The sequence below is a fragment of the Veillonellales bacterium genome (assembly GCA_039680175.1).
GTDB lineage: Bacteria > Bacillota > Negativicutes > JAAYSF01 > JAAYSF01 > JBDKTO01.
In genome coordinates this window covers 40768-64408 of record JBDKTO010000051.1, presented here as the reverse complement: position 1 = coordinate 64408, position 23641 = coordinate 40768, and the positions used below count along the sequence as shown (strand labels likewise).

General features: G+C 47.0%; 26 protein-coding genes. 1 reads left to right on the top strand and 25 read right to left on the bottom strand.

Going from position 1 to position 23641, the window contains the following annotated elements; translation table 11 throughout:
- Nucleotides 1-167 precede the first annotated feature (167 nt).
- The 7 genes from ABFC84_08445 to ABFC84_08415 form a co-directional block, all read right to left on the bottom strand.
- Entirely contained in the window at nucleotides 168-1631 is a 1464-nt protein-coding gene (locus tag ABFC84_08445) for a hypothetical protein (protein MEN6412781.1), read from the bottom strand.
- 34 nt (nucleotides 1632-1665) lie between these two features.
- On the bottom strand, nucleotides 1666-2124 hold the full coding sequence (locus tag ABFC84_08440; protein ID MEN6412780.1) for a RidA family protein: 459 nt from the start codon (nucleotides 2122-2124) through the stop codon (nucleotides 1666-1668).
- Nucleotides 2125-2145: 21 nt separating this feature from the next.
- Nucleotides 2146-2580: a hypothetical protein gene (locus ABFC84_08435; protein MEN6412779.1), complete on the bottom strand. Its 435-nt coding sequence runs from the start codon at nucleotides 2578-2580 to the stop codon at nucleotides 2146-2148.
- Entirely contained in the window at nucleotides 2543-4414 is a 1872-nt protein-coding gene (locus tag ABFC84_08430; GenBank protein ID MEN6412778.1) for a cobalamin-dependent protein, read from the bottom strand. Before ABFC84_08430 ends, ABFC84_08435 begins: the two co-directional genes overlap by 38 nt.
- A gap of 2 nt (nucleotides 4415-4416) precedes the next feature.
- On the bottom strand, nucleotides 4417-4662 hold the full coding sequence (locus ABFC84_08425) for a hypothetical protein (protein MEN6412777.1): 246 nt from the start codon (nucleotides 4660-4662) through the stop codon (nucleotides 4417-4419).
- A 240-nt stretch (nucleotides 4663-4902) separates the two neighbouring features.
- Nucleotides 4903-6306 (bottom strand): hypothetical protein, encoded by a 1404-nt coding sequence (locus ABFC84_08420; protein MEN6412776.1) that lies wholly within the window; start codon nucleotides 6304-6306, stop codon nucleotides 4903-4905.
- A 132-nt stretch (nucleotides 6307-6438) separates the two neighbouring features.
- On the bottom strand, nucleotides 6439-7779 hold the full coding sequence (locus tag ABFC84_08415) for an FAD-dependent oxidoreductase (protein MEN6412775.1): 1341 nt from the start codon (nucleotides 7777-7779) through the stop codon (nucleotides 6439-6441).
- Nucleotides 7780-8128: 349 nt separating this feature from the next.
- On the opposite strand from ABFC84_08415, the gene ABFC84_08410 reads away from it, so the two are divergent.
- Nucleotides 8129-8575, top strand: coding sequence for a hypothetical protein (locus ABFC84_08410; protein MEN6412774.1), 447 nt, complete (start codon nucleotides 8129-8131; stop codon nucleotides 8573-8575).
- A 55-nt stretch (nucleotides 8576-8630) separates the two neighbouring features.
- On the opposite strand, the gene ABFC84_08405 is transcribed toward ABFC84_08410, so the two are convergent.
- The 18 genes from ABFC84_08405 to ABFC84_08320 all read right to left on the bottom strand — a co-directional run bounded on the left by ABFC84_08405 (nucleotide 8631) and on the right by ABFC84_08320 (nucleotide 23567).
- Nucleotides 8631-9731 (bottom strand): hypothetical protein, encoded by a 1101-nt coding sequence (locus ABFC84_08405; protein MEN6412773.1) that lies wholly within the window; start codon nucleotides 9729-9731, stop codon nucleotides 8631-8633.
- A gap of 24 nt (nucleotides 9732-9755) precedes the next feature.
- Nucleotides 9756-10829 (bottom strand): Nif3-like dinuclear metal center hexameric protein, encoded by a 1074-nt coding sequence (locus ABFC84_08400; protein MEN6412772.1) that lies wholly within the window; start codon nucleotides 10827-10829, stop codon nucleotides 9756-9758.
- A gap of 221 nt (nucleotides 10830-11050) precedes the next feature.
- Nucleotides 11051-11440, bottom strand: coding sequence for a Na-translocating system protein MpsC family protein (locus tag ABFC84_08395; GenBank protein MEN6412771.1), 390 nt, complete (start codon nucleotides 11438-11440; stop codon nucleotides 11051-11053).
- Nucleotides 11441-11534: 94 nt separating this feature from the next.
- Nucleotides 11535-12014, bottom strand: coding sequence for a metallophosphoesterase (locus ABFC84_08390; protein MEN6412770.1), 480 nt, complete (start codon nucleotides 12012-12014; stop codon nucleotides 11535-11537).
- The gene (locus ABFC84_08385; GenBank protein MEN6412769.1) at nucleotides 12011-12607 is read right to left on the bottom strand and encodes an XTP/dITP diphosphatase; all 597 of its coding nucleotides are present in this window, start codon (nucleotides 12605-12607) and stop codon (nucleotides 12011-12013) included. Before ABFC84_08385 ends, ABFC84_08390 begins: the two co-directional genes overlap by 4 nt.
- Nucleotides 12604-13347, bottom strand: coding sequence for a ribonuclease PH (gene rph / locus ABFC84_08380; GenBank protein MEN6412768.1), 744 nt, complete (start codon nucleotides 13345-13347; stop codon nucleotides 12604-12606). The genes ABFC84_08385 and rph overlap by 4 nt, the downstream gene beginning before the upstream one ends.
- A gap of 22 nt (nucleotides 13348-13369) precedes the next feature.
- Entirely contained in the window at nucleotides 13370-14689 is a 1320-nt protein-coding gene (locus ABFC84_08375; protein MEN6412767.1) for a histone deacetylase, read from the bottom strand.
- Nucleotides 14686-16362 (bottom strand): hydantoinase/oxoprolinase family protein, encoded by a 1677-nt coding sequence (locus ABFC84_08370; protein MEN6412766.1) that lies wholly within the window; start codon nucleotides 16360-16362, stop codon nucleotides 14686-14688. Before ABFC84_08370 ends, ABFC84_08375 begins: the two co-directional genes overlap by 4 nt.
- A 2-nt stretch (nucleotides 16363-16364) precedes the next feature.
- A complete protein-coding gene (locus ABFC84_08365) occupies nucleotides 16365-17129 on the bottom strand; it encodes an acyl-CoA dehydratase activase (protein ID MEN6412765.1) in 765 nt (254 codons plus the stop codon).
- Between the two features lie 10 nt (nucleotides 17130-17139).
- Entirely contained in the window at nucleotides 17140-18117 is a 978-nt protein-coding gene (locus ABFC84_08360) for a 2-hydroxyacyl-CoA dehydratase (protein MEN6412764.1), read from the bottom strand.
- 75 nt (nucleotides 18118-18192) lie between these two features.
- Entirely contained in the window at nucleotides 18193-18861 is a 669-nt protein-coding gene (locus ABFC84_08355) for a coenzyme F420-0:L-glutamate ligase (GenBank protein ID MEN6412763.1), read from the bottom strand.
- Nucleotides 18862-18884: 23 nt separating this feature from the next.
- The gene (locus tag ABFC84_08350) at nucleotides 18885-19421 is read right to left on the bottom strand and encodes a hypothetical protein (protein ID MEN6412762.1); all 537 of its coding nucleotides are present in this window, start codon (nucleotides 19419-19421) and stop codon (nucleotides 18885-18887) included.
- A gap of 84 nt (nucleotides 19422-19505) precedes the next feature.
- Nucleotides 19506-20312, bottom strand: coding sequence for a glutamate racemase (gene murI / locus ABFC84_08345; protein ID MEN6412761.1), 807 nt, complete (start codon nucleotides 20310-20312; stop codon nucleotides 19506-19508).
- A 43-nt stretch (nucleotides 20313-20355) separates the two neighbouring features.
- Nucleotides 20356-20766: a thioesterase family protein gene (locus ABFC84_08340; protein MEN6412760.1), complete on the bottom strand. Its 411-nt coding sequence runs from the start codon at nucleotides 20764-20766 to the stop codon at nucleotides 20356-20358.
- Nucleotides 20767-20978: 212 nt separating this feature from the next.
- On the bottom strand, nucleotides 20979-21215 hold the full coding sequence (locus ABFC84_08335) for a thioredoxin family protein (GenBank protein MEN6412759.1): 237 nt from the start codon (nucleotides 21213-21215) through the stop codon (nucleotides 20979-20981).
- A 23-nt stretch (nucleotides 21216-21238) separates the two neighbouring features.
- On the bottom strand, nucleotides 21239-21562 hold the full coding sequence (locus tag ABFC84_08330) for a metalloregulator ArsR/SmtB family transcription factor (GenBank protein MEN6412758.1): 324 nt from the start codon (nucleotides 21560-21562) through the stop codon (nucleotides 21239-21241).
- An 83-nt stretch (nucleotides 21563-21645) separates the two neighbouring features.
- On the bottom strand, nucleotides 21646-22593 hold the full coding sequence (locus ABFC84_08325) for a permease (protein ID MEN6412757.1): 948 nt from the start codon (nucleotides 22591-22593) through the stop codon (nucleotides 21646-21648).
- A gap of 164 nt (nucleotides 22594-22757) precedes the next feature.
- Nucleotides 22758-23567: an Mrp/NBP35 family ATP-binding protein gene (locus ABFC84_08320; GenBank protein ID MEN6412756.1), complete on the bottom strand. Its 810-nt coding sequence runs from the start codon at nucleotides 23565-23567 to the stop codon at nucleotides 22758-22760.
- Between the last annotated feature and the right edge of the window lie 74 nt (nucleotides 23568-23641).

The window sequence follows — 23641 nt, the reverse complement described above, 5'->3', positions numbered from 1 at the left end:
AGCTAGATTCAGCTAGAACTGTTGGGGCATCAATATAGTCTGCCCTAAAGATTCTACTCTTTTCCTCATCCAGCGGCTGTTTTGAAAATACGCAGAGGCATCAAGGATTGTCCTCAATACCTCTGCCATACCTGCTCTACATCCATTATGAATTTTAACCGGCTGAATTAGATAACGCCTGCATACTTTGCGACGATCTCCATTAAAGCAACCTGAGCCTTAACACCATATCTCATAACATCCTTCAACAGATTACCCTTACTGTCGGTAGTTGCAAGATCCGGCGAGAAGAATAAGTTGCCATCATAAGCAATGGTCGGAATTACGCCCATTTGCGCCATACCGCTTTGGAACATGTTTGTGTTAGAATACATATCTTCAATCGAGAAAATCGGCAATCCCATTTCACCGTTCGCCCAAGTGCCTTCGTAGTTAACTTCAACTGCACGGGAATTATAGGATTTACTGATGACGATGCCTGTTTTAAGTTTGGGATTAATCTTGGCAAACTCTTCTACAACCACATCATACAGATCATCAACTGCATTCGTGTATACGCCAGGATTATCCCGCAATACTTTCAATGCCTGAATTTGCGAGGCAAGTGCTTCTTTCCCGGGATCAAACCCTACGAAAGCAGCTTTACCATAAGAGCCGGTTGAACCCCATCTGTCGCCATGGAAGCCCAATGAACGACGGATTGGCACCATAACATCTGCTTTTCCAATAATCAGACCGCTGGTAGCACAACCGCTGGCCTTATCCATACTGTAGATGATAACGTCAGCACCAGATTTACGGATATCGTGGCCAATACCGGGTACACCCCAGGCATTATCAATCACGTACGGAATACCATATTCCTGGGCAATTTTGGCATACATTTTTTGCAAGGTTGGGCAACCATCTTTTTCATGGACGCCGTAACCGTAGCCCGGAGTATCATAGCCCACGGATGCGATACCAGTCAGCATGCTGGCATGAATGCCGGCAAATTTTTTCATATCTTCAAAGACCTGCTTCGGATCAACTTTCGCCAGCATCGGAACCGGATGGGATTTGATGCCATGAACATCGTATTTCGCACCGGCAAGCGGTACTACAATGACATCCAGGTTGTTTTGGCGCTTGCCATATACCCCAAGCTCACCCGGAGTAGTCCCGCGGTCAGCAAGCATATCTTTATAGCGAGCAGGGAACGGCCGGCCATAGCCGCCTTGATGATGAAAATGTTTTTCCAGAGGCGCTATATAACGAGCACGATAGTTATCACCCATGCCAAGGCTGGGAGGCGTAAACAAACAACCAAAAGCCGTCCATAGGCCTGCTTCGCAAGTACTAACCGGAGCAGCGTCATATTCGTCGCCATAAATATCCTTAACCAGTTCGCGGATCTGAGTAACCATGCCTGCCAGAGGCATTACCTTTTGGGATACTTCTTCGCCTGCTTTTATCATATCGTCCCTCAGCGGTGCCGGACACCCCGAGATGCCACCTGTCATCCCAAATTTACCTTTAATATCTGCCGGGATTTTTAGTTCTTCAGCAGCCTTCCGGGCATCGGCATAGATATTGGCAGTATTCGCCAGAAGATGTTGATACATTTGATGTTTATACTTGAATTTAGCCATAGAAAATTCCTCTCCTTTATTTATGTATTTATATTTAGTTAAACTTTACAATCAATTCTACTTCGCAGGCAGCATCAAGCGGCAATTCGCTAACGCCGACAGCAGACCTGGCATGCTGTCCCTTTTCACCAAACAATTGACCTAAAAGTTCTGAAGCACCATTAATAATTTTAGGCTGCATATTAAAGCCTGGAGCACTGCTTACAAAGCCCACAACCTTTATCACCTTTTCAATACGGTCAAGATCACCGATTTGTGCTTTAATTACACTCAGGCAATTTAACACACAGCATTTAGCCGCCTCATATCCCTGTGTCTCGTCGAGATCCTTGCCTACTTTACCTTTAAACTTTAATTCGCCATTGACAAAAGGTATCTGTCCTGATGTGTAGACATACCCGTCAACCTTTACGGCTGGAACATAAGCCGCTACCGGCTTTGGTGCTGACGGAAGTTCCAGACCCATCTCTTTCAGCTTAGCTTCAATACTCATCTTTTTCCTCCCCTATTGATATTAGGTTTTTATTTTAAAGGTAATTATATTACCTAAACCTGCCCCGCATTCTACGCCGGTTAATAATTTATCTGTCTTTATGACAATATTGAGATGATTGGGCATATGGGTCTCATCAAAACCCGCCAAGACACCAACACAAACATCATCAAGAAGTACTTTATCACCGGCGACAATTACGCCACCGCCAGCCACTTCAAAAAAACCCAAATAAGCAATTCGGTTCACTTTCCTACCAGGACCGGCCTCCTGCTCATCAGTAAGAATGATTTCATGCACATCATAAGTTTTAACACAGCGAGAAATCGGCTTCATTAAATTAAGGCCCCTGTCTTCCATCCGGCCGTCAAGAATTGCAACCAATGGACCGGCCACATCACTCTTTTTTGTATAGGGATTACTGACAAGCTTCCCTGCCGCATAAGGATCTGTCATATTCATACACCCCTTTCTTTATTGTTACTGTACCTTTACCGGTTCGTCCCGGATATGCTCCTTCTTCTCTACTTCCCAGGAGGCCCGCATGAATGGCGGTAACAAAATCACCACAATGGATGATGTCGGAGAGTACGTGGCTTATACCCTCTACCATGCGATCGGCATATACCTGAGCCTGTTCTGTCTCTCTAATATGGGCCTGGCCCATGAAACGAAGACTTTCCGCGACCGCACGCAGTGTGTCTATTTTGGCCGGAATGGTAATCGGCCCGCCGGAATATGCCTCGTCAGTAGAAGCAATAGAGACAGCATCAACACCTAGTGATGAACCCAGACAAGTATGCAGTGCCGTCGTCATCGCCGACTGCACACGGTCTTCGGTATGAGTCAAGAAACCGATTGGTGCCCCGGGCCAGATAGGTGCATTAATAATGCTTCGTAACGCGAACACTTTTGCGGCATTGAAATCAATATAGTTGTCTTCCATATATCCGTGAATCATCACTTCCGGCGAATAAGCGAAAAGGGGCTGTAAAATGGGCCGGGCGCCAAGTCTTCTCGCTAGATCAGCGACAATCAGCATGCCGGCAAACGCCTTGTATGACGGAACCCCGCACAGTTCTTCATTTGTTACTACGTCAAAAGGCATATTGTACTTTGCGGCATATAAGATTGAATGATAACCGTCGACAGTCATTCGTTCCGGATCAGTGCCGGCCCCCAGCGCCCCATAGCAAATGTTAATCTTCGTCAAATCAGCGCCTATCTTTCCCGCCAGCACAACCGTCTCCGGGGTATTAAGGCCCCGATGCGCCCGAACCTGCCACAATGTAGACTTTTCCAATCCCCCATGAATACGATTAAGGTTCGCCGGGGTAATAACTGTTCCATCCTCCTGATGGGTTAAAAACCCGTCCAGAAACCCTTCCGTTCTTGCCCCCCACGAAGGATCGAAATGAACTACACCATCCGCCCCCCACGCTTCGCTGGCTATTACATGACCGATATCCATAAAAGGACATCCTGTACCGTACTGATTAAATATCATTGGCTTTTTACGCGTATGCTGCAGTTTCATTACTGACATCCGGGACTTTGTTTCTTTTTGATATCTTTCAAAAGCCTGCACTTCATCGACTGTAAAGCGTCGAGTCTTGGGATGTAATTCACCTGTCTGGTAGTAGCGGCGAGGGATCTCGCCGCATAGGCCAGGATAGACTTTGTCAAATTCCGGATTACCTTGGCGGCTGCGCCATCTTTCTATATCCCAAAGTTCATCGCGTACTTTAGCCCGCTCGACGCCTGGTGATGTCTTATCGTCGACCCAGTCCAGAATCATATCGGTAATGGAATGCAGCTCATCGCCGATTAACGTACTATGATAGGCGTAGTCATACCCTGCTGTCATGTCTTGCTTAACCTTTTGAGTTCGCAGTGTATCAGGTGTATATTCCCGGCCTTCCACAAAGCATATTGTTTCTTCCACCGTTGTCCCGGGGCCAAAACCGGCATCAAAGCCCAATTCAGCCGCAAGCTCAGGCCTAATGGCCATTCCGCCGATACCAATCTTGACTTTTTCCCGAATTCCTGTTGAGTCGACAAGATCAATAAAGCGGGCCAATAATTCCCCGACACCGTAGCCCAGCGTCCGGCTCATCAAGAGTGTGTCAACATTTTTTGTTCTGAGCACTTGCTCGACGATTTCTTCCATCGCTAGATCCGGCGGCAGCATTATGATTTCATGACCTTTCTCTATCAAACCTCTGGCGATCATTTTTAACCCGATATCATGAACCGGATCAATAGGAACAAGCATCACTTTGCATTTCATACTTATTCCCCTTCCTTTCCAGTATCGGCAAACAGCCATCTGTATTGATCCGCAGGACGATGCACATAGGCCCTGCCCCTAATGCGGGCGCCGGGGCCTGCATATTGAGCAAACACAATATCAATATCTTTAAAGCCCATATTCGTCAGCAGACTCAACATCAGGTTTTTACCTTCCTGTTCACTTTGGCAGATAAAGAAAGTCTCTATGTCGAGCGCATCCATCACTTGGTTTAAGGATCTTAACACGATACTCCCTCCAATATCTCACCCATTAGTAACTCACCATTAATGAGTAGTGTTAACCCATAATATGACCCTATTAGATTTTTCAATTAAGCTCTCGATCATCGCTCATCTTTGATGACCTACTATTAGTATAAATCAACCCAGCTGTTTCTGCAACCCTTTACGAATTTTTCTAACAATATTTTTAAAAAGATTCATCATCTTTGATGATTTGTATGTTTGGTCTCCACATATTTGAAATTACGCCAGAAACGTGGTGACGATAACACCCGCGCCCAAGCCCAGCAGGGTTGGCCACATGTTGCGTCGTGCCAAGTCAGCCGGGTCAACGCCGGCGAAAGATGCGGTAACCGCAAGGAAGCCCCAGGGAACCAAAGTGGCGCCTGTCCAAATAGCAGCCATTTGGGCTTGAGAAGCCAGGATAGATACATCGGCACCAATTGGCGTACCAAGAGCCATAGCTATGCTTGCTCCCAGAGGAATGGCCGCATAGCCGGAGCCGTCGAAAGCGGCTAGTATGCCGGCAATAGTCACCATTAAAGATACCATAAAGGTATTAATCGGTACATGGGCGGCAATAAAGTACCCCCAGTCAAACATTAGGCCCTGAACATTTTTATCCTTTAGGATATCTTTCAGTGAATCGCCGCCTAACCAAAAGAATCCGGCGATAATTACAACCGGTCCAAATACTTTTACGGCAAACATCCAGCCTTGACGGGCATGATTCATCACTTTGGAGAAAGCATCGTCCTTATACTGAAAACAAGCACTAATCATGGTAATAGCCAGCGTAGTACCGCCGACAAGAGCGGTCGCCGCGCCGCCTTTCAGTCCCAGTTTAAACATAAAGAAAACATCCAGCAGCAGGGCCAGCGGGATAATCCATGCCATCACTCTGCCAATTGGGCTGGCGTTAATAGTGGCCGTAGCGGCAGCAGCCCTTTTCGCCATTTCTTGGCTGCTGGAAGTATTCTCAATTTCTTTGCCTTTGCTGGCTTTTATAGCCTTGTGCGCAATATAGAAAGCACTAACGGCCGCAACAAGAGAAACCGTTGCCCATACGGGAATACTGGCGGACATAATGTCACCAACCGGTATTCCTGTCATTTTGGAAGTTATGGATGGCGTGCCCTGAATAATAAAGTCACTTGACAAAGCGATGCCTTTACCAAAAATTGATAGCGACATACCAGCAATGATAGGTGGTAAACCGCCAACAATCGCCAGAGGCAAAACAAGCGCACCCAATAGGGCAACAGCCGGCGTAGGCCAAATAAACCAGGAAAGAATTAGCATTGCAAAACCAATAACCCAATAAGAAACACTGGGATTGCCTAATAAACTACGGAGAGGAGCAACCATCAGGCGGTCTGAACCCATATCTTCCATTGTTTTGGTCATCATAACAACCATAGCTATGACAATGATAATATTTAATAAGTCGGTAGTAGACGCCAAAATGGCATTAAATGACACCATAAGTCCACCAATAATACTCCCCTTAAGAATCGACCCAACCACTAACAGTCCCACGGAAGTCGGCAGCAAAGCATCCCGACGTGTCGCCAAACAGCCCAAGGTAACAATTACAAAAAACATAAAGACCCAATCCGCAAGTGACAATGTCGCAACTTGTTGCATTGTAGAATCCTCCCCCATTTAACATTTAGTGACTAAACTGGCATCGCTCGAAATCGGATGTTTCACACGACAAGGCATAGAGTAACCTCTCTATGCCTTTGCCGGGAAAAACAAAATATGTACTTCAACTACTTATTGATCCGTTCTAGTTGCAGCCGCTTCCGAACGATAACCCGTAAGATTCTTTGCGAAAAAGTCTATCATATTGGCGTTCTTAACGTTTTCCTTAATTTTTTGAACGTTAGTGGTATACAAATCTTTGCTCCTCATATGATCAAATAGCACCGAACCTGAGAAGGTATATTTCTTAGTTAACCCTTCTTTCGTCTGCATTCTTTCTTTTACATGAGCTATGCCTTCGCCGCAGGCCAGACTCCGGGGAATCTCGATCATATCCAGCCTCAATGCGCATCTTGCAGCATTATGACCAGCAAGAGTTCCCGTAATAATTGCTTCGGTATGGCCTACCAACAACCCGGCTTTTTCTCCGCCGCAAAAGACATTTTTCAGTCCTTCTACCTTGAGAGCATTGTCGCGGGGCAGCATTCCGAAATAACGCATGGAGTTGCCAATGCCGCCGGAATAGGGATCCTCAAAACGGGCATTCTCACAACCAGGGATCTGGCGAAGCATTTCAATTGGATAATAAGCAGACATCAGTTTTGCGTGGCCGGTATCCAGTAAAACAATATTCTCAGCAAACTCCTTCAGCGCATATTGTTGACAGGCTTTTTGCGCAAGATCCGACATGCTTTTCTGGAGATTCTTAGGCACCGGAATGACGCAAACGCCAGTCTTATCCAGCTCCTCTCTCACCGCGGGTGCTAAGGAATCTTTGTGAAGTTTGCATGAACCGCTCATAGCACCAAAACTACCGTCCGCTTTTTCACCGATCATCTCTTTAATGCCGGCTTTGGCGGCAATGCTGAAGCGGGGACCAAAGGTCGGGCAGCGATAGATACACATGGCGCAGCCATTACCATGCTTCATACAATTGACTTGGGGACCGGCAGTACCAGAGACATCGACGAAAGCGTCACCCGTGGCTTCAATCACTTCACCACTATGGAATACATCAGCGATAACCTTTACAATCTTACCATCTTCCACAATAGCATCCTTAACACGGGCCTTAAGATGAACCTTTACCCCGGCAGCCAGCAGTGCCTTGCGCACAGCGGGTTCAATGGTACATACATCGTAAAGCGATGCATGCTTATGCCCGGGAAAATCAATGTTTCTGTGACGGGCATTTTCATCCGTAATGGTAAACAGATCGCCGCCACCCATAGCAAGCATTTCCTCGGCAACGGTGAACCGTCCATTATTGCGCATAATCCCGCCAACCAGTCCGGTACCAAGCAGCATATCTGCCCGCTCAAATAATTCTACATCGCAGCCTGCTTTCCGAGCCGCTAATGCGGCGCCGCAGCCTGCCCATCCCCCACCAACAATTACTACTTTTTTAGCCATAATATCCTCCTCCTTTTTACTTCAATGAGACATTATAGCGCTCATGAAATTGAGTACGTCTCATCGCTCATTTATGATGAGTACTACTTCGCTGGTTCTTCTTTTTTTCCTGCACAAAATAACATTATATTAAAAATATTTTAACAATTTTGTGATCATCAGAAAAACCGTAGCAACTAACTGCAGAATATATCCGCCTGAGCCTATCTGGGCATCAATGCACAAGTCTCTAATCATTTTCGACCCGCACTAATTTTTTCCTCCCCCACAAGTAAGGATACTCACACTTTTAACATTCTTGCATATTTTGATACGAGAAAACGCGAGAAAGTATTAGGAGGGAAAACTAATGCGTCTGTCCATGGAAATCAAAACGGAACATCAGCTTGAGGTCAACAACGGTGACTATTTTTCAGTTGCTCTGGTAAACAACGGGCAGGTTATCCCCGAAACCTCCGGCCGGGATCAGTATAATCTGAACGATTTCATTTTACCAGGTAAACGGATTGCCGGCTTTGGCCGCACAAAACAATATGCTTTAGATGATCTTCCGGCAGGGCTTGGTCCGTTAGAGGCTGCTGAATCAGCGCCCTTGTCGCTGGAAGAAAATCAGCTAAAAGAACTAACCGTTGCATTGGAAACAAATGTAATTCTTGACCAAGGACAACTTGCCTACTATCTGTCCCTTGCAGTCGCTGCCGATGGCGGGATGCCCACCGAGATTCCCCTGCTTCGTCCCGATGTTGCCATTGATTGGACATCCCGCGGCAACTACTTGATTAAGATTCCTTGCTAATAAATTCCGTACGTCAACTATGAATCCGGGGCTATACCCCTGCCATAGTTACTATCTACCTCATGATGAAAGGCGTTAAAAACTCGGCCACCAGCCATGCAGTAATAATCCGCATTCCAATACCTAAACAGGCGGCTTTCGCCGCTTCCGCTTCCGTCAAATCGGATACTCCCTTCCAAATCATGGGGATCTGCCCCAACATTACTCCAATCGGAAATCCCGAAGCCGCCAAGACAAACGAACCAACCACCATTTTAGGCGGAATCGTCGCCGCCGTCTTTGTCAGCATGCCCATAGCCAAAGTTGGCGCGGCTAGAATGGTGACTGTCCCGGTTTCGACATCAACGGAAATCGCATTTAAAGCTACCGTGATCCACCCTTGAATCACCTGCCATATCCCGGCGTATTCCAAGGCGCCGATAATAGCAAACACCGCAGCAGCAGCCGGTATAACAATCAGGAACAGAACCTCGGCCCCCTCTTTTGCCGCTCCGAATAAAACACTCATCCATGGCGTCTCAGGAGTAAATCGCGGCAGTTCACTCAACGGAACGCCTTTCGTATCCCGCCAAATTGTGTTTTTAAGAATAAACGGCACAACGACAATCGGCAGAAAGATCGCAATAATAATCAGGGGAAACGGATTGATGTTCGCTAATGTGAGGGCGACAAGGCCCAGCATAAATGTAGAAAATGACTGTTGTGACTGAACCATTGTCGCGATTGCAATTTTCTGTTCATCTCTAGTCGCCCCAGCTTTTTTCACCGTCGGCCCGGCTATTCTGCCCGCGGCATTAATATCCCCTATAATGTGATAAATAGCGGGTACCACAACCGCGGGATTCACGCCAATTCGCTGGGTAATAGGAACAAATATCCGAATTAACGCATCGGTAAAACCGGCCCGTTCCATTAATCGTCCTAAAATAACACCGCAAATAATTGCCCACCCAACAATATTCATTAAAAACGCATCAAAGCAAACGGATTTAACCTTAGCCGCCGCCGCTGTAAACGCGCCGGCGACCGGTGCAGGAAAATAGAATAGTGCGATTAATGCTAAAACTACCAATACAAACCCTAGATATTCGATGGGCTTCATTTCTCTTTTCAGCGAAGCCTTTTTTACAGTTTCGGCATTGTTATTCTCACTCATCGTTCATACCTCCGTTATATTTCACTACTTTGGTTGAAGAAACCGTTCCGCAATGTCGGCGGCGTATTCTCGCACTGCTTTTGTTCCTGCCATCGCTAAAGGAGTTGAGGTAATACGCTCTCTAAACAGGACCACTTCTACATCAGGAAGCTGTTTTTCAATCGCTTTCGCCAACGGCAGCCCATTTTCCAAAATTTCCATGGCATGAGAATTCCCTACAATAAAATTCATTTTTAATTCTTTCGCTTTTTCCACTAGCTCACTGTCGGGTCGGACGCGGCTGATGGACGCCAATACAGTGTCGGCCTCAGGATGCTCTTTTTTCACCTGTTCAAGATGTTTAGGGCTAAACCCAGTGTGCGGAAAAATATGAATAATAGTGTCCACCTTATCCTTACGGGTACCCAGCAATATTTTTCCGCCTGTAGCAACATTCGTTTCGCTAATGCAATCGCAGCCCCGGCATGATCTCTCCGCAATCAAGACCTTATTCTCCTCTTCAAGCCCCATAAAGGTATCCAGTCGCTCTAAAATATCTCCTAAAGTATCTACCTCTTCCAAGGCTTTCCCCACATATAAAATATTTCCCGGTATACCGCCATAGGCAATATCTACCCGAAATGCCTTGTGTCCGTGAAGCAATGCAATCCCGGGGTGCAGACCATGAAATGCCTCATGAAGTTCAAACACTGAGATTCCATAAAGAGCCAAATAATTTCGCAAAGTCACTCCCCCGGAATTAGCCGCCTCCACAATCGGATGGTGCGCAATAATAACATCAATACCGATAGCCCCGGCCAATTCAATATTACACTCCGTCAATGTCATGGTCACAGCAATTTTGTGTACCGGTGCTTCCAAATTACCGCAGACAAAACCTGGGGTTTCCATACATTGCTTACCAGGAATATTGGAAGACTTTACTACGACAAAAGGGTTTTTCCCTTCAAAAATATCACTTAGATTTTTCACACATCTGCCACCGGTAATTTTATCAAGCACTGTTAATACATCTTTTACCTTTGTCCTCCCGTTTGTTTCCACCACTTCATCCCCCTCTGTAATAAAAACATTAGTATTCCTTTCAGCCCTTTTCACTTATCACCTTCCTTTAAGCCAAGTAAGACAAAAAGCTACCAGTAAAACGCTCTTGCCGGAATGCATTTTAAAATCTGCATTTCGAACCGCTTGCGTTCATACTGGTAGCTTTTAAGCACTCAAAACGAGTTCTTTCGGCCCACCTATTTATTTAGCTCATCTTTGATGAGTAGTATTTCGATACAATCTGCTTTTTTCCTGCACAAATATTACTCATTTTATTATTTTTTATCAATTATCCTCTTTTCTAAAACAATTGTTGTAACTGCTAATTCACAAACCGGATCGTAGTCTTTTAAAATACATTTTATCGATAATCCAAGTGTAATAGAAAGTTCTTCCTTCAATCTTTCCGAAAACTCTTTAAGTAATGTCATATCAAACAGTCGGGTCGCTGTACGATCTTTACTGTCTAATGCCGCCAACGCAGGCACCCTTTGATTGTTGGCAATGATTAAGATTATATTCTCTTCTTCCAAAAAACAAACTTTCTGCCGAATAAGACCTCTGCCATACATTTTCGTATTAATTGCATTATTAATCTTCATGATATCCTGTCTCAATTGAGCAATACACACCATGTCGTACTCCTTATAAATGAGTCCAATCATATCTGAATAAATGATCCTTTCGGCATAACTTAAATTTTACCTGCTAAAAAAGCTATCTCAGATAGGAAAAACTTATCATGAGACAGCTTTCTTTTCATGCAATCTTAAGAATCCGGGGAATGATATTTCCCGCAGAATCCACTTCCAGTATGCCGCAGGCAGAATTGTCATTCCAGTTGAAACAGGCGGCACTGCCGGGATTAAATAATAAAAGCTCCTTATCCCAAAAAATATTGGAGACATGAGTATGGCCGTAAATCACCGCGTCCGCTTCATACTGCCTGGCCCACCAGCTGAGCTCGTGAATTCCCTGCTTTACCTGATACCGATGTCCATGGGTAAGCCAGATTTTCTTCCCGTCAACATCGATAAATTCATTGATGTTTGCCGAAGCCGCCCCATCGCAGTTTCCCTTAACCGCAATTATTTTTTGCCCGGTTAAGGCGGCCAATACCGCGCCATCCTGACTGTAATCGCCGGCATGGAGCCACCCATCCACCTCGCCGATTAGCGCAACGGCCTGCCGAATAGCCGCTTCATCGCCATGAGTATCGCTGATAACGCCGAATTTCACCGGTAATACCCCGTTAATTGCTCCACCATGCTTCGAATGGCTTTTCCCCGATGACTGATGCCGTTCTTTTCCGTTAGGGAAAGTTCCGCAAAGGTTCTTCCTTTTGCGGGGACATAAAATAACGGATCATAGCCAAAACCGTCATGACCGGAAGGAGCCTGAAGGATAATTCCCTCGCAAGTACCGGCAGCTGTTAAGGTTGTACCATCTTCGGCAACAAATGCCAATACGCAGCAGAATCTCCCGCTTCGTTTTCCCGGAGCAAATTTCTCCATTTCGGCCAATAATTTACGGTTATTCGCTTCATCACTGCCATGTTCTCCGGCATAACGGGCCGAGTATACCCCCGGCGCCCCATCCAGTGCGTCAACTTCCAGGCCCGAATCATCGGCCAGACAAGCCTTGCCCGTATAATGGGCATAATGCCGGGCCTTGGCAAGAGCATTGGCTTCAAAAGTGTCGCCGTTTTCCTCCGCTTCCGGAATATCGCCGAAATCAGCAAGCGATAAAATTCGAATCGGAACAGCCGCAAAAGCAGCAGTAAATTCAGCAACTTTTCCGGCATTTTTACTGGCTACAACAACTTCTATCACGGTTCCCGGCCCACCTTCCATGTCAGCGGCCCCAAAATATCTTTTTGATAGTCAATTAAACTCATAACACCCTGTTCAGCCACCCCAACCATCTGTTCCATCTGATCTTTGGTAAAAGGCCGTTTTTCGCCGGTACCTTGTATTTCAACGAATTGGCCGGTGCCGGTCATTACTACATTCATATCCACAATGGCGCTAGAGTCTTCTTCATAGCACAAATCCATAGCAATTCCCTCTTCAAGCAATCCAATGCTCACCGCCGCCAGAAAATCCTTAACAGGAAAAGGTTTGTCGCTATTGGAATAGATGGTATCCACAGCGTCAACCAGGGCTACGAATGCACCGGTAATAGAGGCGGTGCGAGTGCCGCCATCGGCCTGTATCACGTCACAGTCAATCCAAACTGTCCGTTCTCCCAATGCTTTTAAATCCACTACACTGCGTAGTGCCCGTCCAATCAGCCGCTGAATCTCATGGGTACGCCCTGTCACTTTGCCTTTTGCCGATTCCCGCGGATTACGGCTCTGGGTCGAACGAGGCAGCAGGGAATATTCGGCCGTAATCCAGCCTTCACCGCTTCCCTTTAAAAAATGAGGCACTCTGTCTTCTATGGTGGCCGCGCAAATTACCTTGGTATTGCCAACCTCAATCAAAGCCGACCCTTCCGCATATCTTAAATAATTACGAGTAATTTTCACCTTCCGCATTTCATCTTTTTGTCGTCCATCAATTCGTGTCATAAGTACCTCCTGTATATCGTTATTACAATTCCTCTAAGTGATCGGCCGGCTTATCCTGAATAAAATAGTAATCGAATCTCCCCTGCTTTTTGGCTCTTAAAACACGGTCTCGGGCTTCCTGCCGACAATGAGAGCAGGCATTCCGGGGAATAATTGCCGCAAAGGCAGACTTTGCATTTATTCCGTAATCCCCCGACTCAGTTGCCAGCGTAACATAACCATGACAATGGGGACAAATCCGCACGGACTCCAACTGCTGCTCGCTGATTCCACTGTCATCATAATAAATACCACGCTTCCGCTGCCAGAAATCCCCGGCCCGGGCAATGGCTTGCCGCCTTAATTGCTCCCGATTCCGCCACATTTCCTGCCGCTCTTGCACCAGTCTTTTAATATAGGCAGTAGTAGCTACCGACTGCCGCGGACATCTGGTAATATCGGGTTCACTGACTTTACTGTAATCAAGGCCGGCCATAGCCAGAATAATTCCCACATTCACATAGGGCAGCGCATCCTCAATCGAATAGCCGCCTTCCAATACGGCAATATCCGCCTTTAATTTATCGGCTAAGCGAGCATAGCCCTGAGCCGTTATCGCCATATTGGCCAAAGGATCGGTGTAGTGATTATCCTGCCCGGCGGAATTGATCACCAATTCGGGCTTAAAATCATCCAGCATCGGCAGAATCAACTGATCCAGTATATAATGCAGTCCTTCATCGCCAGTTCCCGGCGGCAGCGGCAGATTTACCGTAGAACACAGGGCATTGGGCGTGCCAAGTTCATCGGTAAAACCGGTGCCGGGATACAGCGTCCGGCCGTCCTGATGAAAAGAAATAAACAAAGTATCCGGATCATTATAGAATATGTCTTGGGACCCGTCACCATGATGAACATCGGTATCAACAATAGCCACTTTTTTGATGCCATACTGCTGCCGCAAATGCTCAATCATGGCAGCTTCCATGTTTACAGTACAAAAACCACGGGTACCATGGACCACCCGCATAGCATGGTGTCCCGGCGGACGAACCAAAGCAAAAGCCCGGGCTGTTTCTCCCCGAATCACCGACTCTGCCGCCGTAATTGCTCCCCCTGCCGAAACTAAATGAGCATCAGTGATAAGGGACCGAAGATTCGGCACTCCAATATGTACCCGTTCGATATCTTTATAGTCAGCCATAGACGGCTTATATTCCCGAATGCCGGGCATGTCCAGCAGCCCTTCTTCCACAATCTGATCCCGGGTATACAACAATCGTTCTTCCCGTTCCGGATGGCTTGGACTGATTGCCCAGTCAAAAGCCGGGAAAAATACCAGGCCTAACGGTTTGGCACTCATAACACGGCCCCCTTTTGGCTAAACCCGGAAATATTCATCAGTACTCCCGGCTTAATCTGTCTGCGGCAGGTGATAATTTTTCCTGCCGTACTAAAGCCTCTGACCAGGTTAAACTCTTCCGCCTGCAGAGTCTCCACCTCAGAAACAGACATAGCGGCTTGTTTGGCCCGTTCGGACAAATACTGTGATGCCAGCTCACCGGCATCAGCAAGACCGAAGTGTTGTTTGGTCAACCGCTGCCGCAGGCCCAGTTCCGCAATCGTGAAATAACCCTGGGCAGTATCGGCCCGCAGCGTAATATCAATTGTAGGTCTCGCAACGGCAGCGCCAACAGCATTAGCAACCATCGCGCCTTCCGGTACCACACAGGGAACCTGGTACTTCTTCGCCACTAACGGTGCCAATCCACCAGCCGCTCCTCCGACACCAATTACCCATCGGGGTAAAAAGCGATTACTATGAACAACATCTTCCACCCTGTAAACAGGCGCAGCAACCTGTTCATCCAGCATAGCTTCCACCGATTGCCAAATAATCTCGGCCGCAGCCTCCATTACCATTCGGGCCGTTTCCTGGGGCGTCTGATCGGAAGCAGCAACCTGCGTCATCGCCTCATAGGCCCGAGTTTCATCACCAAAGGAAGCTTTCCCTGCCACAATCATCGCATCCGATACAGTTGGCTGATCACCGCCCATTGCCATGGCCGGTCCCCGTCGCATCGGCCCAATCTTAAGTTTCCCATTTTCCCGGCGAACAAAACTATCGCCGCCCAGGCCCACCGATTTCAGCCAAAAAGCCCGAACAGCAGTAGGATAACCACTGATATTTGCTCCCCTGGCAGCAAATAAAGGCACCCCTTCCTGCCACAAAGCAATATCGGTTGTTGTTCCGCCAATATCCAGTGATATGGCGGGAAGGTGATTGTCATGCATCGCCATAATCCCCAGCACACTAGCGGCAGGTCCGGTAAAAATGGCCTCTACCGGCTGTTCCTTGGCCGCCGCCAAAGGCATTGTCCCGCCGTCGGCTTTTAATACGTATACAGGAGCTGTAACATCCCGCTGAGCCAAAGCCGTTTCAATATCAGCCGCAAAAACACCGAACTGACGCCAGACGGCAGCGTTATAATAAGCGGAATTGGTTCGGCGCCAAAAATTAAGCGTTCCTGATACGGCAGATCCCAGACTAATATAGTTTGGATCTGCCGTTTCCCTGATCCAACGGGCGACCTGCAATTCCTGTTTCGGATTGCGTACTGAAAATTTACCGGAAACGGCAAAAACATCACAATCGGTAAAATCCCGGCAGGCGTCATGTACTGCCAATCGGTCAGGTTCCACCACTTCCCGGCCCCGATGATCAATACTGCCTGCCAACCGATAGGACTTGGCGGGAATCATCCCGCTAAGATCCATCCCCGGACCCGGCAGAAGGCACAACCCCACCGGATCGGTTTTCCCCTCTACTAAAGTGTTGGTAACAATGGTCGTAGACAAAGCAACCCGTTCAATCTCACCACTGTCAATGCCGATCATCGCTTTGTCCAGCGCCGTTAAAATTCCGGCCAAAAGCTGGCCATGGGTGGTAGGAGTTTTTACCTGTACGATAACCTTCCCAGCCGCTACTACAACCGCGTCGGTAAAAGTCCCTCCCACGTCAATTCCTAACAGCACTTTTATCGCCTCTTTCCCTTCTCATACACCCCACAGCCGATTGCGCCGTTCAATTGGGGATGGCGGGGCACAACGACCTTTACGCCAAGCTCCTGCTCAAGCAAACGGCAAATTCCCTTGCCAAGAGCCACCCCCCCGGTAAAAACAACCGTTTCGCTAAGCAAAGAACGCAGCATAGGTTTAATCCGTTTAAAAATGGTATAGTTCACTCCGGCCGCTAATTCCGGAATACCATGTCCTTCCACAATCCTGCCGATAAGTTCAGACTCACCAAAAATAGCGCAGGTAGCATTTAACTCTACCGGATTGTCACTGTAACGGCTCAATTCTTCCAAACTGATACCTAAAACTGTCGCCATATTCTCCAAATACCGTCCGGTACTGGCCGCACATTTATCGTTGGTTTCAAAGCCGACCATCCTACCGCTCTGCACTTTGATCACTTTGCTATCCTGCCCGCCTAAATCCAAAAGGGTAAAGCTTTCCAGTCCGGTCTGCCAAATAGCACCCACAACATGGGCTTTCAGCTCAGGAATAATCTTCGCACCGACGATATCGATGGTATTGCGGCCATAACCGGTAGCCGTAATGCTGTCCACTGCTTCAATACCAATCGCCGGAAAGTCAACAACCATGCCATTGTCTGTCCGCCGGCCATAATTGCGGTAAAAATCAACGGTTTCAAATAACCTGGAGTCCTGCAGGCCGGTTTCATTCATTAACACTAATTTCACACTGCGACTGCCTAAATCAATGCCGCACCGCATATTCCTCACCTCATCGCAACATCTCCACAAAACTGTCGATTCGCAGTTTCGTCCTGGCATCCACTTTGCCCGGCTTATCCCCTTCAATCGTCAGAATAGGCACATCCAGCTTCTCCCGGAAAATCATATCCTCGATCTGACGGAAGCAAAAGCTTTGTACATAGTGAATAACCCCGTCCAAATTACGCTTCTCTATCTCGGCCCTGATGTCTTCAATCCGGCCAAAAACTCCATAGGGATACGTATACAGCCGGTATTGCTCCACGATATCATCCACCGGAAAAGGCATGGCGAATTGCCGCTGCACTTCATTAAAAACGACCCGGGCTCCCACACTCTCCAAGTAACTGTATAAATCAGTAAAAATCGGCGGTACGCCAATATATCCCAGACGGATATCTTCATCAAATTCGGATGCAGCACCGGCTTGAAGCAAAAAACGATCAACAGTCTGCTCAAACTCAGACACATTACCGTTAAAATCACTGCAGCTAATTTGATACAAGTGGTTGTGCCAGCCGCTTACCGTGTTTTCCTGCCAGGTAAGCCGGTCAATCTCGGCCACCTTCTTCCGCACTACATCCAAACGGTGTTTGACTCTCTGAACATCTTCCCAGCTGGTTCCCAACAGCTGAATCAATTTGTCCATTTGCAATCGCAGCAAGTCGTAATCCCGGTCAAACGGAAAAGCAAACGGTATAATTTCAATTCCCGCCAATTGAAAAGTTTCCATTAGGGCATGAGTATTGCTGCAATCCCCCTGAGTAACGGCAATTACCTTATCAATATTGCCGCCACTCACTACTACCGAGTAAAGTCCTTTGATCCAGCCGCAAATATTACGGGGATAACCTTCATCTTCCGCAGCTTCTACCAGGACGGAGGCCTGGTTATCCGATATAAAAATATTATTTAAATCAACCGGAACCTGTCCGGCGGCAAGAATAATTTCCACCGGTACCGTAGTCGTCATGCCAATACGAGACACCACCCTGCCTCCCCCGTTTAAACTCCATAATAACAATAAAGAGGATAGTGTTATTCTATCCTCTTCGGTAATCCTTTAACCTGGCTCATTTGAATGGGCTCTCGCCTGAGCATAATTTTTAATAATAACGATTGGCGTACGCTGAGACGCATTGCCGAAGGGGTTATCAATCAGTATCTGAGCCAACTGCTTGCCATCAAGTCCTGCCGATACTCCCAGTACAGCCGCCCGCTTCAAATCATTAACATCCGCTACGGCCGCTCCATAACAACCGAAACGCTGTTTTATTTCTTCCGCTACCGCATCGGGATTATGGGGTCCGTATACCAAATGTTTATCAAAAGGCGGCATCGTGCCGGTTACATCATCAATCAACGCTGCCTGTGTGCCGGCCAACTGATAAAAAACACCGCTTTTCCCCACGATTTTTGCCAGTATGCCCATCACCATGGCAAACAACACCCGCCACTTCCCCTCCGCATCCATAGCCGCCTGCATGCCGTACGCACTGGCCAGGCTTCCTTCTTGCGGCACCAGCCGACAGAGCAATTTCGCCAGAAAGCAGGGATCCATCTCTTCCGGCCGTTTCATCCGTCCCTGGGTAATAGCAACAACGCTCTCCGCAACCGACACAACGTCATTGGGACCGATATCTTCTTTCGCATATTGTTCAATGGCATCCACTATATTATCATCCGAAGTCAATATTCGTGTATGTACTGATTTAAGTTCCAGTTCTTCCATATTTACCTCCCGCACCGACAATTCTATGCGGCAGCGCCGCTTAGCTTCGCAGCCTGCCTGATTTCCGCAGCTTTCATCACAATACGTGCCTTGTCGATATACCAATTCCCGCGAGCCACCGCCTGATAAACGATATCAACAGGCATGTCCACCATATCGGCAAGCGCTTGCCGAATATCGCCGTCTTTGGCAGTCAGTTTCACAGTAATAACTACTGTCTGGCCGGTAGATTTAGGCACAAGCAATGCTTCAAAATAGCCATCCGTCCGCGGTGCCGATTCCAATTCCAGACGGGAATAAACCTCTACGCCGTCATACTGCTCATAAGGCAGCAAATGACGGGTATAGGCATCCATAATCGTTCCCAGTTGTGTACCTTTATTTATAAAAGGGACCTTACAGGAAAATGTTGCCATATTTTCATTTATCTCAGTTACGGCAAAGTCGGTACGCTGATCCACCAAGAAAGCAAACTCAGCATCTCCCTGATGAGTGATAAACAGCCAAACCGCTGCCGCAAATGCCAAGGCTACCAACAATAAAATCAGTAAAAAATCCACACCAAAGCCTCCATCTCTAACTAACGCTCTCCTTAACTATTAACTTAAATAGTATACCAAATTTTTCCCTGAAAATCTATGTTCTCAGGGAAAATCCAGCAGTCTGATCCGTTTAAACTGCGGCAGCGGCGGTTCCAATGCCAATGACGCCATTCTGTCGGCCTGAAGTACATCCCCGGATACACATAACCGCACTGTCCCTTGGGTCAGCGCCGAAAGCTGTTCCTCCTGTTCCAGCAGCCCATAAGCATCCTCTGTTGTTTCACCGGCCGGATCCACCAAAGCCACTTCCGAACCTACAATCCGGCTGATTAATGGAGTTATGTATGAGTAATGAGTACAGCCGATAATTAACGCATCAATCCCGGCTTCCTTCATCGGCAGCAGATATTCCCTGGCCGCAGCTTCGATCTCCGGTCCCTTAACACGTCCCTGTTCGATCAGCGGCACAAACTTTGGACACGCCTGAGAAAAGACCTGAGCCTGAGGATTAACCGCCAATGCCGCCGCCGCATGTTTGCCGCCGGCAATAGTAGCTTCCGTAGCAATCACTCCGACATGCTGCCTGCGGCTGATTTGCAGTGCCCTATGAACGCCGGTATTCATGCCAACCATGGGAAAAGGATATCGCTTGACAGCTTCCTGCAAACCCACTGTCGTCATTGTATTACAAGCTACGACAGCCAGCTTAATCTGCTGGGCAACAAAAAACCGCAGTATTTGATCCATAAATTGCTTAATTTCAGCTACCGGCCGGGAGCCGTAAGGAACACGAGCCGTATCCCCGAAATAAATCAAATTTTCGCCAGGCATTTTGCGAATCAGTTCTTTCACCACCGTCAGCCCGCCAATTCCCGAATCAAACACACCGATTGGCGCGTTATTTTTCACAACGCCACCTCCCTATGCAGAAATATTTCCCCAGACCATAATATTATATGCGCTGCGCGTATGCAACTGATAATGGCTCATAATATTGGACCGGCAAACGAACAACTTTACCGCCATGATTGGTAAAAACATTCGTGGTGTGACCGGCGGCCAATAAAACACCGTCCGTCTCCCGCCGCACGTCATAACTGAACACCATTTTAGCCCGTGACACTTCCGCCAGCGTCGTTTCTATCAATATATAATCGTCGAACTTGGCAGATGCCCGATATTGACAGTCCACATTGGTAATGGGAAACACAATACCCGCCGCCATCAGCTCATTCAAATAGATTCCCACCTGCCGCAAATACTCCACCCGCCCCATCTCAAACCAGCGGAAATAATTAGAATGGTGGGCAACCCCCATCATATCGGTTTCCACAAACCGGACCTTCTCTCGTATCGTTACCATTCCTTACCCTCCGCTTTACCATTCCTGACACAATATATACAACGAAAAAAGCATGCCTCAGGCATGCTAATCGTTTCCATTACAGATACCCCGCCGACTTGGGAGGCAGCAATAACTACAATATGCCAAAACTCCGTATTTATTATACTTTGTCTCCGTTTCTTTGTCAAAAACAAACTTTGTTATCGGGAAGTGCTTAAGGAAGATGAGTCTTAGCTGATCGTAAGCATTGTTTTGATTTCTTCTTTGCCGAGCGCTTTGCCAGCGGCTTTAACAACTCCATCAACCACCAGTGCAGGTGTAGTCATAACCCCGTACTTCATAATCTCCTTAATGTTTTCCACTTTCACAAATTCAGCATCAATGCCCAGCTCTTTTGCCGCCTGTTTTGCTGCCTGCTCTAATGCATTGCACTTCTGACAGCCCATGCCTAAAATTTCAATTTTCATTGCATTTCCTCCACAAATTGAATTTATTTCAAAAACTTCAGCAGACCCTGACTATGCCTGATCTGCTCGCTCAGCGTTTGTTCCGCCGCTTCGATTAATTGTGTTATCGACGGATAGGCAAGCCAATAAATAACCCGCTGCCCGTCTTTGCGCGAATCGATTAAGCCTTGCTTTTTCAGCACGCCCAGATGCTGTGAAAAATTGGACTGTTCAATATCGATTTGCTCAATCATTTCACAAACGCACCGCTCGCCGTCCCTTAACATCCGCAAAATTTCAATGCGGACAGGATGGCCTAGTGTTTTAAACAGTTCGGCCGTTAACTTGACCACAATATCTTCCGCCATAGCAAGAACCTCCGAATCAATTTAATGAACGCCCCTATCCGATAACCGTAATGGAATATGCTGCTAAGAATTTAATAATATGATTAAATTATAAAATTAAAAAGATATCCTGTAAAGATAATCGCCGCTGCCAATATAGCAATAAAAATTGCAATCAGTTTTGGCTTCAGCACATTGCGCAGAATAATCATTTCCGGAAAACTCAAGGCGGTCACTGCCATCATAAAGGCCAGTGCCGTTCCCAGGCTCATACCCTTTTGAATAAGTGCCGTAACAATAGGTATCACTCCCGCGGCATTGGAATATAACGGCACACCAATTAAGACCGCCATCGGTACCGCCCAGATATTATCCTTCCCTGCATACTGGACCAAAAAGTCTTCCGGAGCGTAACCATGAATAAAACCGCCAATGCCAATGGCAATGATGACATACAGCCACACTTTTCGTAAAATTTCTTTCGTATAGTCCCGGGCATATAGCAAACGATCGGCAAAAGACTGTTCGGCGATCTCAATATCGCCTACTTTCATTTGATACACATATTCTTCCACCAAATGTTCCAATTTAAATTTACCGATCAGATACCCGCCAATAATAGCAATGGTAACGCCCGACAGAATATACATGACAGTAATTTTCCAGCCCAATAATCCCCACAGCATGATAACCGCCACCTCATTGACCATTGGCGAGGAAATAAGAAAGGAAAAGGTAATCCCCAAAGGTACCCCGGATTCAATAAACCCGATGAACACCGGTACGGCGGAACAGGAGCAAAAGGGCGTAACAATCCCGAGCAGTGCCGCCACAATATTCCCATAAAACTCCCGCCTGTGGCTGAGAATTTTTTTCGTTCGCTCTGCCGGAAAATACGAGCGCAGTAATGATACGGCAAAAATAATGACAATCAGCATAAGAAATATCTTTATGCTGTCATAGACAAAAAAATTAATTGCTTCGCCCAGCGTCGTCCCGGGTATCAAACCAAGCCATTGATAAACCAGCATGTCGGCAAATTTTTGCAGCATAGAAACACCTCCTTGAAGAAATATGTATATATTATATTTTTATCATATTATAATATATTAACTATTTTTCTGCAACTATTTTTCATTCGAGAGCTACTTTGCCTAAAACAAAAAGCACATTTGAAATGACATGATATCATCCAAATGTGCTTTGCCGTTTTTGCTTACCGTTTAAGAATAGAATTCACTATTTTCTGCATTTCTTTGGCCACCTGGCTGTCCGAATTGTCAATAGGCCTGCCATCATCTCCCGCCGCTACGACAGACGGATCAATCGGCAGCCGGCCAAGGAAGGGAACGCCCCATTTAGCCGCTGTTTTCTCACCGCCGCCGGATTTAAAGATTTCGTGAATCGTACCGCAGTCGGGACAGACAAAGCCGCTCATATTTTCAATAATCCCAACAATATCCATATTGACTTTTTTGCAAAACTCCAATGATTTGCGGACATCGGCAAGGGATATCTCCTGAGGTGTGGTGACAATCAAAGCCTGGCAGCCGGGAATCGTCTGGGCGACGGTAAGAGGTTCGTCACCGGTACCGGGAGGGCTGTCAATAATTAAATAATCCAGCGGGCCCCAGTTCACATCGGCAAGAAACTGACGGATAATTCCGATCTTCACCGGGCCGCGCCAAATCAGCGGTTCATCCGGCTGCTCCAGCAGTCCCTGAATCGAGATCACTTTTAAATTTTCCTTATAAAGATAGGGCTGAAGTTTATTTTCGGCAAAATTAAGTTTCATTCCGGTCATACCCAGCATACCGGCAATACTCGGTCCGTGTACATCCACATCCAGCAAACCTACGCTGTATCCCGCATTACTGAGAAAAACCGCTAAGTTGGTGGCAACGGTGCTTTTTCCCACGCCGCCCTTGCCGCTCATGACTAAAAACTTATGCTTTACGTTCTGCAGGAAGCTGTTGATTCGCTGATCCTGTTCCTGCATTGCCAAATCACTTGTACCGCATGACATCTGCTACATCTCCTTTTTCTGATCGAATGAGCTTTAATTCAAGTGAAGTTTGAACTCCATCTGAATTTCAGTCG